This window comes from Halotalea alkalilenta, assembly GCF_001648175.1.
Taxonomy (GTDB): domain Bacteria; phylum Pseudomonadota; class Gammaproteobacteria; order Pseudomonadales; family Halomonadaceae; genus Halotalea; species Halotalea alkalilenta_A.
Genome location: NZ_CP015243.1, coordinates 3856756 through 3871946 on the forward strand (window position 1 = coordinate 3856756; position 15191 = coordinate 3871946).

The window sequence follows — 15191 nt, forward strand, 5'->3', positions numbered from 1 at the left end:
GAGACGTCGTGAGCATCCAGGCAGACTACGCCACTCATCGCTTGCCCCTGGCCCGCCCCTTCGCCATCTCTCGCGGCACCCGCACCGAGATCGAAGTGGTCAGGGTCACGATCAGCGACGGTGCCCACCAAGGGATCGGAGAAGCGACGCCGACGCCCCGCTACGAGCAGACCACCGAGGTGGTGGTCGCCGACCTCGAGCGGGTACTGCCAACGCTACGCCAAGGACTCGAGCGCGGGAGCTTCGATCGCGATGAGCTCGCCCGGCTGCTGCCGGCGGGCGTGGCCCGCAATGCGATCGACTGCGCACTGTGGTCGCTCGAAGCGCAAAAGCGAGGCGTCGGCCTCGAGACGCTAATCGCCGAAGCACTGGGCGAAGCGCCGCTGCCGCAGCGCCCGATAGACACCGTGCAGACGATCGGGATCGCCACTGCGCAAGCGATGGCCGAGGCTGCGCGAGCGGAGTGGGAGAAAGGCGCCCGGCTTTTGAAGGTCAAGCTCGACGGCGAGCAGATTGAAGCGCGGATGCGCGCCATCCGCCAAGCGGTACCGCAGGCGCGGCTGGTGGTCGATGCCAATGAGGCGTTCCCCCGGCAAGGGCTCGAGCAGTGCCTCCGTCTTCTCGCCGAGCTCGGTGTCGAGATGGTCGAACAGCCCCTGCCCGCCGGAGAGGACGCCGCGCTCGACGAGTTCCGCCATCCGCTGCCGGTCTGTGCCGACGAGAGCTGCCACACTCGCGAGGACCTGCCAGCGCTGGCCCGACGCTACGAGATGGTCAACATCAAGCTGGACAAATGCGGTGGGCTGAGCGAGGGCATCGCAATGCTGGCGCAGGCCCGCGCGCTGGACCTGAAAGTGATGGTCGGCTGCATGCTCGGCAGCTCCACCGCGATGCGCGCAGCGCTCCCCCTGGCCGCCCGCGCGACGCTTGTGGACCTCGACGGCCCGACCTGGCTCGCCAACGACCCCGACCCAAGGCCGCTGCGCTTCGCTGCCGGGACGCTAGACGACGGCTGAGCGAGCCTTCCGGGCGACTTCCCCTCGAAGGCCGCCGGTGAGACCATCCTGCTGACCGGCGAGCCTCACTGCTCGCCGGCAGCCTCGCTCGCCCCTCGCCGCCAGGAACTCCTCCGATGAACTTCGCCGCTTTTCATAGCCAAGCCCCCGTCTCCGGATACTCGATCGCGCTGCACGGCGGGGCCGGCACGCTCGATGAGTCGACGCTCAGCGACGAGCAGCAGCGTACGATCCATGCCGCGCTGCGCTCAGCGCTGGCCGTCGGCGAACGGCTGCTCGAGGAGGGCGGGGACGCGCTGGATGCGGTGGAAGCGACGGTCGTCGCGCTCGAGGAGTGCCCGTTTTTCAATGCCGGGGTCGGCGCCTGCCTGAGCTGGGAGGGAGACCACGAGCTGGATGCGGCGATCATGAATGGCCGTGATCTCGGCAGCGGCGCGGTGGCCGGCGTGCGGGAGGTGCGCAGTCCGATCCGCGCGGCGCGCGCGGTGATGGAGCGAAGCGAGCACGTGCTGCTCGGCGGCGCGGGCGCCGACGGCTTCGCTCGATCCTGTGGGCTCGAGATGGTCGACAACGGCTTCTTCACCACCGCGCTCAGGCGCGAGCACTGGGAGGCACTGCACACCGAGCGCGCGGAGCTCGACGCCAAGCTGAGCGATCCGTTTCGCTTCGGTACCGTCGGCGCGGTGGCTCGCGATCGCAATGGCCACCTCGCCGCAGCCACCTCGACCGGCGGGGTGACCAACAAGCGCTGGGGACGCATCGGCGACAGTCCGATCATCGGCGCGGGCACCTATGCCGACGACCGCAGCTGTGCGATCTCCTGTACCGGCAAGGGCGAGCTTTTCATTCGCGAGAGCGTCGGTCACGAGATCTCCGCGCGCATGCGCCTTGCCGGGCAAACCCTCGCGAGCGCAAGCCGCGCACTGCTCGAAGGTCCGCTGAAGATACCGGGCGGCGCGGGAGGTCTGATAGCGGTGGATCGCGATGGCAGGCTCTCGCTCGATTTCAACAGCAGGGGAATGTATCGCGCCTGGAGGATCGAGGGCGAACGCGCCTGCAGCGCGATCGAACTCGGCGTGGTCGAGTACATGGACTAAGCATGCCGAGGGCGGCTCCGATGGCCCGGCGTGCAGGGCGCGACGCGCGACGCGAGCGGCTCTTGAAACGCGCGCTATGCCGCCAGCCAGCCCTCGCCAAGCAGCCGCTCCAGCGCGACGCGACTGTCCGGGGTCACAGGAGTAAGAGCCAGCGCGTCCTTGGGCGTCATCCACTCCACCGCGGCGACTTCACTTTCCTGCAGCACCATCGGGCCACGGTATTCGACCAGGAAGACCCCACCGAACGCTTTCAGTCGCTGGTCGATATAGCGGAAATCGAAGCAATGACGCAGCTTGACCCCGGTGATGCCGAGCTCCTCGGCAAGCTCCCGGCCGGCACCGACGTGCATCGCCTCCCCGGCTTCGACCACGCCGCCGGCGGCAAGGTCGAAGGCACCGGGAAAGATGTCCTTGGTCAGCGTACGGCGCTGAACACAGATGTGGCCCTCCCCGTCGGTGACGAACACGTAGGTCGCCCGGTGCCACAGGCGCAGGCGCCTGACGAATGCCCTGGTGGCCGAGCCACAAGGGCGATTGCGATCATCGACCAGTTGAACCCATTCGAGCATTGGGGACATGCTCCATTCTCCTCATGGAAACGAGCGCCCGCTCGGCCGGCACAGCGACGGCGCCAGGACGGGTCGGAACTCCAAGCCCGAAAGTGTACACGCGCGGCTGCGGGTTGCGAGCCCCTGCGGCGCTCGCTTGAAAGTGAACAAATCACCGCGCTGGTCTATCTTGCTAGATGAGTGAGCTAGAGACCCGCGCTCATCCATTCTCGGCGGCCAGGCACGCGTGCAGTGGACGCCGCGTTATTCGCCGGGCCGTGTGAAGTCCCAGTTCAGGAGAACGTTATGCTAGGACTCTTTTCATCCAGATCTCGCCGTGATGCCCAGGAATATGCCAAGGAGCTGCGTCGCGGTCTTCGGGAATCCGCCCGCCACGGACGTGGCCGACTGCACGAACTGGGGGTCAGCGCCTCGGATGGTGCCCATCGAGTCGGCCACCGGATCGAGGACGGCGGTCGCCGCGCCTGGGAGCTGACCGAAGAAAGCGCGCGCGAAATCGACGATCGCGTCCACGACAACCCCTGGCCCTACATCGCCGCAGGCACCGCCCTGGGGCTCGCGATCGGCTACATGCTCGGCCGGCGCTGAATGCTCCTCGCCATGCCCTGTCCTGGGCATGGCGAGTGTTCTTCGCTCATGCTCCACCCTCCGACCTTTCGCTCCAGAGCTCACGCCCCCCTGCCTGGCAGGGTCGTGATCAAAGCAGCGACAGCTGAGCCCCCGGCACCGAGAAACCTGTGCAATCGAGCCCTTCCACACGTTGGCGCTCGAGCCCATAGCGCCGCCGCGCAAGGCGGAAACGCTGCGCGATCAACTCAGCGAAAACTCCCTCCCCCTTCATTCGGGTCGAAAAGTCGGCGTCATACAGCTGTCCGCCCCGGCTCTGGCGCATCAGCCCCAGCACATGGTCGGCGCGCATCGGATAGTGCTCTCTTAGCCACTCCTCGAACAGCACCGCTACCTCGCGCGGCAGGCGAAGCAGTACGTAGCCGGCACTGTCGGCCCCAGCCTCCGCGGCGGCCTCCAACAGGCGCTCGAGCTCGTGATCGTTGAGCATTGGAATGATCGGCGCGCACAGCACCCCGACCGGCACTCCCGCCTCCTTAAGCCTGCGAATCACCCTGAGCCGCGCGGCCGGCGCGGCGGCGCGTGGCTCCATCCGGCGCTTGAGTTCGTCGTCGAGCGTAGTGAGGCTGACCATCACCCGTACCAGGCGATGCTCGGCGAGCTCCGCGAGCAGATCGAGATCGCGCAGCACCATCGCTCCCTTGGTCACCAAGGTGAGCGGGTGGCGATAGCGCAGCAGCACCTCGAGCGCTGCGCGGGTCAACTTCATCTCGCGCTCGATCGGCTGGTAGGGGTCAGTGTTGCTGCCCAGTGCGATCGGCTGGCAGCGGTAGCCCGGTGCCGACAGCTGCCGCTCGAGCACTTCGGCCAGGTTGGTCTTGGCGATCAGCCGTGTCTCGAAGTCGAGCCCAGGGGAGAGATCCCAATAGGCGTGGCTCGGTCGCGCAAAGCAGTAGATGCAGCCGTGCTCGCAGCCTCGATAGGGGTTGAGCGAACGGTCGAAGGGGATATCGGGCGAATCATTGCGGCTGATCACCGACTTGGCTCGCTCGAGGCGCACCTCGGTGAGTCTCGGCAACGGCGTTTCCTGATACCAGCCGTCGTCGACCAACTCGATACGAGCGGACTGGAAACGATTGGCCGGATTATGGCCGGTACCCCGCCCTCTCGGCGTAGCGTTCTCAGCGACCATGGCAGCGCTCCATATGTACGTTCATACAGTACAGTATGGGGCGCTTGCACACCTCACGTCGAGCGATCCAGGCGCAGACGCCCTAGACGAGTAAACGTGCCCACTTTCGGTTAAATTGTATCAACCTACTTACACTCCGTTTACAACAATACGGCACTGGACACATCCTAGATCGCCCTAAGGTGTACGTCTCTCTCAAGCAACTCACCTCAAAGTGAAACGAAGCGATGAAAAGATGCCCTTTCTGCGGCAGCTATGGAGTGGAAGCGCTGCCCCGCAGCGTCTTTGGCCGCCTGATGCGCTTACGCCACTATCATCATTGTCATGACTGCCATAAAGTCTTCAAATATAAAAACAACATGCAAAAAGAAGCGGTAAAAAAATCAGAACCCCGATCTAGAACTTAATAAAAGCATTACCAAAGTACAAAAATAATCGAGCGGCCAAGTCGTCATGCTCATCCCATCTGTCTCTCCTCCTGGGGATCAGCCGCCATGAGCAATCCAGCCACGCAGCGGAAAATCATCGATGCCGCCAGCCGTTACAGCGACATCGACGAACGATATTACGAATGGGAAGACGGTCTATCCTCGGCGGGCCTATCCCTGATACTCCCCAAGAGCAGCCTTTCAACTTTCGATTGGTGTGTCACCGGTTATCATTTCGACCAATTGATCGGTGGCATTCTCACTGCCAGTGAACACGACATTCAAAGGCGACAGGGCAACTTGTTCGCCGTGCCCGACCACGTTTTGCTATTCATCGTCCTGGTCGGGGGTCTCGACTGCCAGTGTCGCGGGCGTCGCTTTGAAGTGGGACAAGGCGATATGCTGATCCAGGACATGTCGCAGCCGGTTTCGATCAGCGTCCGCGCTGGAAGCGCCGGCCCCTGCACCTACCAATACTTCATACTGCCCAAGAGTTCGATGGCCTTTTCGGTCGATATCGCACCGCTCCATGGCCACTGCCTGCATGCCGCAAGCCCCCTCAACCGCATGCTGCGTGGGCATCTCGCGACGATGCTCGCGCTGTTCGATCAAATGACCGAGATGGAAGTGAAGGGCGTCGGCAAGGGTGCCTCCAACCTGATCATCGAAACGCTGGCGCTGCTCAGTGGCAAGGCGCTCGACTCCCCCTTCGAACACAGCACCAAACTCGAAAGGGTGTGCCTGTTCATCGAGTCCAGCCTCGGCACCCAGCTGACGGTGGAAATCCTCTGCAAGCGCTTCGCGCTGTCGCGCGCGAGCCTCTATCGCCTGTTCGAACCGCTCGGCGGAGTCGCCTGCTTCATCCGCAACCGCCGGCTGGCGATGGCGCAGCGCATGATGCGTGATCTGAGCATGCGCCATTTGAGCCTTTCTGCGATCTCACGACGCTGTGGCCTGGAACCAAGCGTACTGCGCCACCACTGCATTCAGCACTATGGCGAACCCCCGAGGGAGATTCGCCGCGAGCTGCGCACCCAGTTCGCCCATAGAACGCATACCCAGCACGAGCCCACCCACGTCGGCTGGGTCAGCACGCTGTAGCGCGCCCATTCGCTACGCCACCGTGCGCGACGACCCTGCTCGGATCAATCGAACAGTACGATCTGGCGAATCGCCTCACCCGCGGCCAAGCGCTCGAAGCCGAGATTGATCTCGTCGAGTTTCAGCGTATGGGTAACCAGCTTGTCGACCGGAAGTACACCCGCCTGGTACATGCCGATGTACTGGGGAATGTCGAGCGACGGCACATGCCCGCCGAGATAGGAGCCGAGCAGGCGGCGCTCCTCGGCGACCAGCTGGACCGGACTCAAGGCGAAGCGGGTGCTCGGATGCGGCAGCCCGGCGGTGACGGTGACCCCACCCTTGCCGGTGGCGGCGAAGGCGAACTCCAGCGCCTTTGCAGCGCCGGCGAAATCGGCGGCGACGTCGACACCGCCTGCGCTCAAATCGCGCACCCGCGCCAGGGCCTGAGGATCGCTACTGTCGATCACTGCAGTGGCGCCGAAGGCCTTCGCCTGCTCCAGCTTGGCCGGATTGACGTCAGCGGCGATCACCTGCCGCGCACCGCTCGCCAGGGCGCCGAGCACCGCGGACAGGCCGACGCCGCCAAGCCCGACGACCAGTACCGACTGCCCCGCACGCAGCTTCGCCGTGTGCAGCAAGGCCCCGACACCGGTGAGTACCGCACAGCCGAACACGGCCGCGATCCGGAACTCAAGGCTCGGATCGATGCGCACCGCCGACTTCTCCGAAGCGACCAGGTACTCGGAGAAGCCGGAGACGCCCAGGTGATGGTTGAGATAGTGCCCTGCTCGATGCAGCCGTCGTCCGCCGCCAAGCAGCACGCCCTCGCCATTGGCCTGGGCGCCCGGCGAGCAGAGCGCCGCGCGCCCGGCCAGACAGTAAGGGCAGGCACCGCAGCTGGGCACGAAGGAGAGCGCCACGTGATCGCCCACCTCGAAGCCGCTCACCCCCTCGCCGAGCTCGACCACCTCTCCGGCCGCTTCGTGACCCAGCGCCATTGGCAAAGGCCTGGGGCGGTTGCCATCGATCACCGAGAGATCCGAGTGGCAAAGACCAGCGGCGCGAACCTTGACCAGGATTTCACCACGCCGGGGCGGGTCGAGCTCGAGTTCCTCGATCACGAGCGGCTGACTGATGGTATAGGGTCGTGGGGCCCCTTCGTGGCGCAGTACCGCCGCACGGGTCTTCATCGATGATCTCCTTTATCAGTCGCGACTCGCTGCCCCAATGGGTCAGTCATAGTATCTGGGCGAGCGCTTGAACCTGGGCCAAGCGCCGGGATCGTGCCCGGTCACTACCAGCGCGGAGTGTTTCTCGGCCAGCGCCTTGAGCTTTCGCACCGAACGCACCGCATCGGTCGCCGAGGCGACGAAACCCGGCAGCGCCTTCTCGTCCCAATGATCAGTGGTATAGGCGGCATCCACGGCCAGCAGCACGGCACCCTGCCTGGGAAGCTGGATGAGGAAACTGGCGTGGCCGGGGGAGTGGCCCGGTGTGAAAATGAACCTCACCACGCCATCGCCGAACACATCGTAGCCGTCGTCCCCATCCTCGAGCAGGAACCAGTCGATACCGGGGCGATCGATGTCGGCGTTGATGTAGGCGTTGGCCGCGAACCAGTCGGGACTGTGGGCGTATTCGTACTCGCGCCGGGTGACGATGTGCTTGGCATTGGGGAAGCGCCCGGTCGCCCCGGTATGGTCCAGATGCAGATGGCTCTGCAGTACGTAGCGCACCGACTCCGCCGCGATCCCCATCCCCTCGAGCGCGGCCACGCAGCCCTCGTCCGCGCTCATCACCGGCCAGTAGACCTCGGTGATCGGCCCCCAGTGCGCCACCGGATCGAGCGCGCACTCCACCGCACAGCCGCCGTCGATCACGACGTTGCCCTTGGGGTGAGTGATCAAGTACCACGGCACTGGAATCTCATAGGGCGCCTGTGAGTGATTCATCTTGATGTTGCACTCACGGCACTCGAGCATGCCAGTCTGCATCATGTAGAGCCTGGTCTCGGCCATCCTCGCATCCTCCGTCACACCCTGGGATGACGACCACCCGCCGGCCCGCCACAGGGCATCGTCCCGTCGAGTCTAGGATCAAGGCCTCGAGCTGGCTGCCCGCTTTTGGTATGAGCCGCGAGGAAAGAAGAGCGCCGGTTCGCCTGCCGCGCTGCGGCGTGGCTATCGATGAGGGGAGCTATCGATGAAAGGAGCTATCGATGAAGGAGGATGAATAAAGGATCGACGATGCCCGGTCGCGGATTTCCGCCAACCAGATCGCAGGCCACTATCGAAGGGGGAAAAGCCGAACGGGAGAACAAACAGGAGGGGTGAAGCTGGGGCTAGGAAGTGGTACCAGCGGTCGGACTCGAACCGACACGGGTTTGACCCCGGCGGATTTTGAATCCGCTGCGTCTACCGATTTCGCCACGCTGGCACTTCGAAGCGACGCCATTATACGGCCAAGTGCTGGAGCGTCAATGACTTCCTCGAGCGAATTGTCTATTATGTCGCCCCTTCTCCAGGGCTGCGCGCGGCGGCCCTCGAACCGATCGGCCAATTTTTCCAGATGCAGCGTTCCGACTTCCAATTCGATCTTCCCACCGAACTGATCGCCCGCTATCCCTCCGAGTCGCGAAGCGACTGCCGGCTGCTGTGCGTGGACGGCGATCTCGCATCGCTCGAGCATCGCCGCTTCAAAGACCTGCTGGAGCGCGTCCAGCCGGGCGATCTGATGGTGTTCAACGATACTCGAGTGGTACCCGCGCGGCTGCACGGCCAGAAGCGCAGCGGTGGGCGGGTCGAGATCCTGCTCGAGCGGCCGCTCGACGCCCACCGGGCACTGGTGCATCTGCGCTCGAGCAAGTCGCCGAAGCCGGGAAGCGAGCTGGACTTCGAAGGCGGGGTCACAGCGGTGGTCGAGGGGCGACGCGATGCGCTGTTCGAGCTGCGCTTCCATGGCGAAACGCCGCTGCTCGAGCTGCTCGAGCGACATGGCCATATGCCGCTGCCCCCCTATATCGAACGTGCCGACGACGAACGCGATCGCGAGCGATACCAGACCGTCTACGCGCGTCGCAAGGGCGCAGTGGCGGCACCTACGGCGGGGCTGCATTTCGACCAGGCGATGATGGCGGCGCTCGAGGCCCGCGGGGTCGAGACCGCCTTCGTCACCCTCCATGTCGGCGCGGGGACTTTCCAGCCGGTGAGGGTCAATGACATCACCGAACACCACATGCACAGCGAATGGCTCGAGGTCGACGAAACCACCTGCGCCAAGGTGCGCGCGGCCAAGGCGGCCGGCCGCCGGGTGATCGCGGTGGGCACCACCAGCGTTCGCTGCCTCGAGACCGCGGCGGCGAGCGGCGAGATCGCCCCCTATCGCGGCGACACCGACATTTTCATCCGCCCGGGCTATGCGTGGCGCTGCGTCGATGCCCTGGTGACCAATTTCCACCTGCCCGAGTCGACGCTTTTGATGCTGGTCTGCGCCTTCGCCGGTTTCGACACCACCATGCGCGCCTATCGCGAGGCGGTGGCGCAAGGCTATGCCTTCTTCAGCTACGGCGACGCGATGTTCCTCACCCGTCGCACCCTTCCAGACCCCTGGCCGGCCCCTGCGCCGTCCAGCGGTCAATCCGAGTAAGCGATGAGAGACCCATGCTTCATGCGCTTCGAGCGCATCCATTCGGACGGCCGCGCACGACGCGGTCGGCTGCACTTCCCACGCGGCACGGTCGAGACTCCGGCGTTCATGCCGGTGGGCACCTACGGCACGGTGAAGGGAATGACTCCCCGGGACGTCGAGGCGATCGGAGCCGAGATCATTCTCGGCAACACCTTCCACCTCTGGCTGCGCCCGGGAGTGGAAGTGATCGAAGCCCACGGCGACCTGCACGACTTCGCCCAGTGGCAGCGCCCGATCCTCACCGATTCCGGCGGTTTCCAGGTCTTCTCCCTCGGCGCGATGCGCAAGATCACCGAACAGGGCGTGCATTTCCGCTCGCCGGTCGATGGTGCCAAGGTGTTCATGGGACCGGAGGAGTCGATGGCGGTGCAGCGCGCGCTCGGCTCCGACATCGTGATGATCTTCGACGAGTGCACGCCCTACCCGGCCACTTATGATGAAGCCGAGCGCTCGATGGAGCTGTCGCTGCGCTGGGCCAAGCGCTCGCGCGAGGCGCATGGCGATTCGCCCTCGGCGCTGTTCGGGATCATCCAGGGCGGCATGTATCGCGAACTACGTGAGCGCTCCCTGGCGGGCCTTGGCGAAATCGGCTTCGACGGCCTGGCGATCGGCGGCCTCTCGGTGGGCGAACCGAAAGATGAGATGCTCAAGGTGCTCGACTACCTGCCGACACTGATGCCCGAAGACAAGCCGCGCTACCTGATGGGCGTCGGCAAGCCGGAGGACCTGGTCGAGGGGGTGCGCCGCGGGGTCGACATGTTCGACTGCGTGATGCCGACGCGCAATGCGCGCAACGGCCACCTGTTCACCGCCGAGGGGGTGGTCAAGATCAGAAACGCCGCCCATCGCCACTCGACCGAGCCGCTCGAGGCCGGCTGCGACTGCTACACCTGCGGTAACTTCACTCGCGGCTATCTCCATCATCTCGATCGCTGTGGAGAAATGCTCGGTGCGCAGCTCAACACGATCCACAACCTGCGACATTACCAGCGCCTGATGGCCGGTTTGCGGAGCGCTATCGAAGCGGGTAAATTGGCCGCCTTCGTCGATGACTTTTACGCGCGACGGGGCCTTTCGACTCCCGCCCTCGAGTGACTTCGGCCTCGCCGGGCGGTGAGCGAAAGCGGCTTCGGCGCGCGGGTTCGCCGCGGGCGACGAACGCCTCCGATCAGGACGCGTGCGTCGTCCGCGAAGCCATGATCGAGGCAAGCCCGGCGATGTCCGCCGCGCCGCGCAGGCCGTGCGAACCACCTACAACCACTCCACCTCAACGCAATCATCAGAGGATATGTCATGCTCGACTTCTTCATCTCATCGGCGCACGCCCAGGAAGCCGGGGCCGGCGGCGGGGCGATCGCCCAGATCGTCATGCTGGTCGGTTTCGTGCTGATTTTCTACTTCCTGCTCTGGCGTCCGCAGTCGAAACGCGCCAAGGCGCATCGGCAGCTGATGTCCCAGCTGTCCAAGGGTGACGAAGTAGTGGTCGGTGGTGGCCTGGTCGGTCGTCTGACCAAGGTCGGTGACGAGTTCGTCACCGTCGAGATCTCCGAAGGCACCGAAGTCAACGTGCAGAAGAGCGCGGTCGCCACGGTTCTGCCGAAGGGCACCCTGAAGTCCCTCTGATCGTTCGGGCGCCGCGTTCCTCGATGGGACGCGGCGACGATCGCCACGCCGCACACGAGACGACGGCGATCCTCGCGCCCTGATCGGCATCCCCTCTCCGTCTCCATCAGCAACCAGGACCAAGCCTCGATGCTGAATCGCTATCCTCTGTGGAAGTACCTGCTGATACTTCTATTGCTCCTCATCGGCGCGGTCTATGCGCTGCCCAACCTCTATCCAGAGGAGCCGGCGGTGCAAATCAGCCGCGACCGAGGTGCCGCGATCTCCCAGTCCGACATCGATAGATCGGTCGAGGCGCTCGAGCAGGCCAACATCAGCGTGCTGCGCGGCGAAATCGAACCGGACGGCACCGGGCTGATCCGCCTCGATGACATCAACCAGCAGCTGCGCGCCCGCGACCTGATTGCCCAGACCCTGGGCTCCGGCTACGTCACCGCACTCAACCTCGCCGATGCCACGCCATCCTGGCTGCGCGCGATCGGCGCCTCGCCGATGAAGCTCGGCCTCGACCTTCGTGGCGGCGTGCACTTCCTGCTCGAAGTCGATATGCAAGGCGCGCTCGAACAGCGCCTCAACAGCAACGCCAGCGCCATCCGCCAGACCCTGCGCGACGAGCAGATCCGCTATCGCGACAATCGCGTCGAAGGCAACCAGATTCGCTTGACCTTCGCCAGCCCCGAAGAGCTGAGCCGGGCAAGCCAGCTGATCCAGCCGCAGTATCGGGACTTCAGCTACTCGACCCAGAACCAGGGCCGCGCCTCGACTCTGGTGATGACCATGACCTCGCAGGCGATCAACGAGCTGCAGGACTACGCGGTCAACCAGAACCTCACCACCCTGCGCAACCGGGTCAATGAACTCGGGGTATCGGAGCCGATCGTCCAGCGCCAAGGGCCCAGCCGCATCGTGGTCGAGCTGCCTGGCGTGCAGGACACCGCCGCCGCCAAGCGCATCGTCGGCGCCACCGCCAACCTCGAGTTCCGCCTCGAGGCGCTGCCGGACACGCCGGAGGGCGACCAGGAATCGATCGCGTTCCGCAACGATCCCAACCGCCAGGCGGCGGTGATGCGCGACGTCATCATCACTGGCGACCGGGTCTCCAACGCCAGCCGCTCGTTCGACGAGAACGGCCGTCCGCAGGTCAACATCAACCTCGATGGTCCTGGTGGCTCGCTGATGAACCGCGCCACCCGCGCCAACATCGGCCGCGCCATGGCAGTGGTGTTCATCGAGCATCTCGCCGACCCGATCGCGCCAGGGCAGGAGGAGGACGCTCCTCGCCAGACCCGTACCGAACGCGGCATCATCAGCCTGGCGACGATCCAGAGCGCGCTCGGCAACCAGTTCCGCATCACCGGGCTGGATTCACCGGGCGAAGCCCAGGAGCTCTCGCTGCTGCTGCGCTCGGGCTCGCTCGCCGCGCCGATCTACTTCGCCGAGGAGCGCACCATCGGGCCGAGCCTCGGGCAGCAGAACATCGATCGCGGGATCACCTCGATCATGTTCGCCCTGGTGCTGCTGCTGGCCTTCATGATCATTCGCTACAAGGCCTTCGGCGTGGTCGCCACCCTCGCCCTGGTGGTCAACCTGATCCTGCTGATGGCGATCATGTCGATCCTCGGCGCCACCCTGACCCTGCCTGGCATCGCCGGGATCGTGCTGACCCTGGCCATGGCGGTGGACGGTAACGTACTGATCTACGAGCGAATCAGGGAGGAGCTGAGAACCGGGATGGCGATCCAGCAAGCGATCCATGCCGGCTACGACCGCGCCTTCACCTCGATCATCGACTCGCAGCTCACCACCCTGCTGGTCGGGGTGATCCTGTTCTCGATCGGCACCGGACCGGTACAGGGCTTCGCAGTGACGCTGTCGATCGGGATCATCACCTCGGTCTTCACCGCGGTGATGGTCAGCCGCGCGTTGACCAACCTGGCCTTCGGCGGTCGCCCGTTGAAGAAACTCTGGATCTGAGGACGACGCGATGAAACTCATAGACTTCATGGGCAAGCGCCACATCGCCTACATCGTCTCGATCCTGCTCTCGGTGATCGCGATCGGCTCGCTTGCCGTCAAGCAGCTCAATCTTGGTCTCGACTTCACCGGTGGCACCCAGGTCGAGGTTCACTACGCCCAGGCGCCCGAGCTCGACGATGTGCGCGAGGCCTTGGGCCAGGCAGGTTACGCCCACGCCTCGGTGCAGACCTTCGGCGCCGAGACCGACATCCTGGTGCGCCTCCAGCAGGACTACAGCGAGAACGTAGGCGCGCAGATCGTATCGGCCTTATCGACTCACGGCGAGGACGTCCAGCTGGTGCGCGCCGAGTTCGTCGGCGCCCAGGTCGGCGAGCAGCTGCGCGACCAGGGTGGCCTCGGGCTGCTGCTGGCGCTCGGTGGGATCATGATCTACCTGGCGTTGCGCTTTCAGTACAAGTTCGCGATCGGCGCGGTGGTGTCGCTCGCCCACGACGTGCTTATCGTGCTGGGGATCTTCTCGCTGTTCGGCCTCGAGTTCGACCTCACCGTGATGGCCGCGGTGCTGGCGGTGCTCGGCTACTCGCTGAACGACACCATCGTGATCTACGACCGCATCCGCGAGAATATCCAAAAGTCGCGCAGCAACGACATCGCGCGCCTATGCAACGATGCGGTCAACCAGACCCTGGCGAGGACGGTGGCAACTTCAGGCACCACCCTGCTGGTACTGTTCGCTCTCTATCTGATGGGCGGCGACATGATCCACAACTTCTCGCTGGCGCTGATCATCGGCATCTTCCTCGGCACCTTCTCTTCGATCTATGTCTCAGCGGCGCTGCTGGTACTGATGAACCTCAAGCGCGAGGACCTGATCCCGACCAAGCGTGCCGAGGTGGAGGAGGAGCTGCCCTGAGAGGGCGCCCTGCTCTTCGCCATCGACCCCCGCGCCATTTGGCCGGGGGTTTTGTTTGACCACGCCTCTCCTTCCGCGCCGGGCTCGCTTTGGATGAGGGGCGAGCCAGGACGGTAAGCGAAAACCAAAAAGGCCCCTCGCGAGGCCTTTCAGGATGTTGCGTGATCAGAGCTCGCGAAGACGCGGGGCGAGCAGCTGGATCAACGGTTTGAACAGACGCTGGCCGGAGGCCATCAGCACCTTCTCGGCGGCGACCTGGGGCGAGCCGTCGGGCTGACCGATCAGTGCACCGCTCTCCTTGAGCAGCAGGCTGGCGAGACTGAGATCATGGTCGTCGAGGCCGAGCGCGAAGGCGGCATCGACCCGCCCGGTGGCGAGTTCGGCGAGATCGAGCAGCGAACAGCCGCTAGCGCGCATCACATCGATCTGGGTGCCGAGCGCTTCGACGAGCTTCAGGTAGGTTGGCTGGTAGCGGCTGCGCATCCAGCTCTCCGGCAGCCCGAGCGCGACTCGCGCACCGGTCACCGAGGAGACCGTCGGCACGCGCATGCGGCGCTGGTTGAACTGTACCCCGCGACCGCGGCTGACCAGGTACTCCTCCTCGGCGAAGGGTACGATCAGCACCGCGTGCTCGGGGCGTCCCTGGTAGAGGCAGACCATCGACATCGCCCAAGCCGGGGAGCCGGCGGCGAGGTTGGCGTAGCCGTGCTGGAGCTCGATCTTCCAATGATAGTCGCGCCCATCCCCTTCACCGTCGCGATGCGGGGTGAAGCGACCCGAGATACCGTGCTGCGGATAGCCGCGGGCGAACTGCTTGACGATCTGCTGCTCGGCGAAGCGGGCAGTCTCCTCGAGCATGTTGTCGAGCAGACGGTCCTCACGCGCGACATCGATCTTGTCGCGAATGCGGAAGAAGTGTTCCTGGGCGCCGCGCAGGGCGCGCAGGGCAAATTCGACCATCGGTTGCATAGCGTTGTCGTCCATCGATAGAAAGCGAGCCTCCGTACGCCTCGGCGTCGGTCGGAACTCACCAGGGAAC

Annotated in this window: 14 protein-coding genes and 1 tRNA gene; 9 read left to right on the forward strand and 6 right to left on the reverse strand. The window is 64.8% G+C overall.

The window, feature by feature from the left end:
- Positions 1-8: 8 nt before the first annotated feature.
- Both ycjG and A5892_RS17280 read left to right on the forward strand, forming a co-directional pair.
- Entirely contained in the window at positions 9-1016 is a 1008-nt protein-coding gene (gene ycjG, locus A5892_RS17275) for an L-Ala-D/L-Glu epimerase (RefSeq protein WP_223302722.1), read from the forward strand.
- Between the two features lie 116 nt (positions 1017-1132).
- Positions 1133-2113 carry an isoaspartyl peptidase/L-asparaginase family protein gene (locus A5892_RS17280; RefSeq protein WP_064123844.1) on the forward strand — a complete coding sequence of 327 codons (981 nt, stop codon included), beginning with the start codon at positions 1133-1135 and terminating at the stop codon, positions 2111-2113.
- Positions 2114-2187: 74 nt separating this feature from the next.
- Here A5892_RS17280 and A5892_RS17285 read toward each other — a convergent pair whose 3' ends face one another.
- Entirely contained in the window at positions 2188-2691 is a 504-nt protein-coding gene (locus A5892_RS17285; protein ID WP_064123845.1) for an NUDIX hydrolase, read from the reverse strand.
- Between the two features lie 276 nt (positions 2692-2967).
- On the opposite strand from A5892_RS17285, the gene A5892_RS17290 reads away from it, so the two are divergent.
- Positions 2968-3270 carry a DUF883 family protein gene (locus A5892_RS17290; RefSeq protein ID WP_064123846.1) on the forward strand — a complete coding sequence of 101 codons (303 nt, stop codon included), beginning with the start codon at positions 2968-2970 and terminating at the stop codon, positions 3268-3270.
- Between the two features lie 109 nt (positions 3271-3379).
- Here A5892_RS17290 and A5892_RS17295 read toward each other — a convergent pair whose 3' ends face one another.
- On the reverse strand, positions 3380-4441 hold the full coding sequence (locus A5892_RS17295) for a PA0069 family radical SAM protein (RefSeq protein ID WP_064123847.1): 1062 nt from the start codon (positions 4439-4441) through the stop codon (positions 3380-3382).
- 494 nt (positions 4442-4935) lie between these two features.
- Between A5892_RS17295 and A5892_RS17300 the strand changes: the two genes are divergently transcribed.
- Positions 4936-5970, forward strand: a complete 1035-nt coding sequence (locus A5892_RS17300; protein ID WP_064123848.1) for an AraC family transcriptional regulator — start codon at positions 4936-4938, stop codon at positions 5968-5970.
- 44 nt (positions 5971-6014) lie between these two features.
- On the opposite strand, the gene A5892_RS17305 is transcribed toward A5892_RS17300, so the two are convergent.
- From A5892_RS17305 to A5892_RS17315, 3 genes are all read right to left on the reverse strand, one after another.
- Positions 6015-7142, reverse strand: coding sequence for a zinc-dependent alcohol dehydrogenase family protein (locus tag A5892_RS17305; RefSeq protein ID WP_064123849.1), 1128 nt, complete (start codon positions 7140-7142; stop codon positions 6015-6017).
- Between the two features lie 42 nt (positions 7143-7184).
- On the reverse strand, positions 7185-7970 hold the full coding sequence (gene attM / locus A5892_RS17310; protein ID WP_064123850.1) for an AttM family quorum-quenching N-acyl homoserine lactonase: 786 nt from the start codon (positions 7968-7970) through the stop codon (positions 7185-7187).
- 331 nt (positions 7971-8301) lie between these two features.
- Positions 8302-8388 (reverse strand) — tRNA-Leu (locus A5892_RS17315).
- 132 nt (positions 8389-8520) lie between these two features.
- Between A5892_RS17315 and queA the strand changes: the two genes are divergently transcribed.
- From queA to secF, 5 genes are all read left to right on the forward strand, one after another.
- Positions 8521-9597 carry a tRNA preQ1(34) S-adenosylmethionine ribosyltransferase-isomerase QueA gene (queA, locus tag A5892_RS17320; RefSeq protein WP_064124589.1) on the forward strand — a complete coding sequence of 359 codons (1077 nt, stop codon included), beginning with the start codon at positions 8521-8523 and terminating at the stop codon, positions 9595-9597.
- Between the two features lie 21 nt (positions 9598-9618).
- Entirely contained in the window at positions 9619-10734 is a 1116-nt protein-coding gene (gene tgt / locus A5892_RS17325) for a tRNA guanosine(34) transglycosylase Tgt (protein ID WP_064123851.1), read from the forward strand.
- Positions 10735-10932: 198 nt separating this feature from the next.
- Positions 10933-11262, forward strand: coding sequence for a preprotein translocase subunit YajC (yajC, locus tag A5892_RS17330; RefSeq protein ID WP_027349705.1), 330 nt, complete (start codon positions 10933-10935; stop codon positions 11260-11262).
- Positions 11263-11391: 129 nt separating this feature from the next.
- Positions 11392-13236, forward strand: coding sequence for a protein translocase subunit SecD (secD, locus tag A5892_RS17335; protein ID WP_064123852.1), 1845 nt, complete (start codon positions 11392-11394; stop codon positions 13234-13236).
- A gap of 10 nt (positions 13237-13246) precedes the next feature.
- Positions 13247-14152: a protein translocase subunit SecF gene (gene secF / locus A5892_RS17340; protein ID WP_027349707.1), complete on the forward strand. Its 906-nt coding sequence runs from the start codon at positions 13247-13249 to the stop codon at positions 14150-14152.
- Positions 14153-14317: 165 nt separating this feature from the next.
- On the opposite strand, the gene A5892_RS17345 is transcribed toward secF, so the two are convergent.
- Positions 14318-15121, reverse strand: a complete 804-nt coding sequence (locus tag A5892_RS17345) for an inositol monophosphatase family protein (protein ID WP_064124590.1) — start codon at positions 15119-15121, stop codon at positions 14318-14320.
- Positions 15122-15191 lie beyond the last annotated feature (70 nt).

Coding starts and splice junctions, on each gene's coding strand:
- A5892_RS17280 (WP_064123844.1), top strand. CDS start 1,133: ATGAACTTCGCCGCTTTTCATAGCCAAGCCCCCGTCTCCGGATACTCG.
- A5892_RS17285 (WP_064123845.1), bottom strand. CDS start 2,691: ATGTCCCCAATGCTCGAATGGGTTCAACTGGTCGATGATCGCAATCGC.
- A5892_RS17290 (WP_064123846.1), top strand. CDS start 2,968: ATGCTAGGACTCTTTTCATCCAGATCTCGCCGTGATGCCCAGGAATAT.
- A5892_RS17295 (WP_064123847.1), bottom strand. CDS start 4,441: ATGGTCGCTGAGAACGCTACGCCGAGAGGGCGGGGTACCGGCCATAAT.
- A5892_RS17300 (WP_064123848.1), top strand. CDS start 4,936: ATGAGCAATCCAGCCACGCAGCGGAAAATCATCGATGCCGCCAGCCGT.
- A5892_RS17305 (WP_064123849.1), bottom strand. CDS start 7,142: ATGAAGACCCGTGCGGCGGTACTGCGCCACGAAGGGGCCCCACGACCC.
- attM (WP_064123850.1), bottom strand. CDS start 7,970: ATGGCCGAGACCAGGCTCTACATGATGCAGACTGGCATGCTCGAGTGC.
- queA (WP_064124589.1), top strand. CDS start 8,521: ATGCAGCGTTCCGACTTCCAATTCGATCTTCCCACCGAACTGATCGCC.
- tgt (WP_064123851.1), top strand. CDS start 9,619: ATGCGCTTCGAGCGCATCCATTCGGACGGCCGCGCACGACGCGGTCGG.
- yajC (WP_027349705.1), top strand. CDS start 10,933: ATGCTCGACTTCTTCATCTCATCGGCGCACGCCCAGGAAGCCGGGGCC.
- secD (WP_064123852.1), top strand. CDS start 11,392: ATGCTGAATCGCTATCCTCTGTGGAAGTACCTGCTGATACTTCTATTG.
- secF (WP_027349707.1), top strand. CDS start 13,247: ATGAAACTCATAGACTTCATGGGCAAGCGCCACATCGCCTACATCGTC.
- A5892_RS17345 (WP_064124590.1), bottom strand. CDS start 15,121: ATGCAACCGATGGTCGAATTTGCCCTGCGCGCCCTGCGCGGCGCCCAG.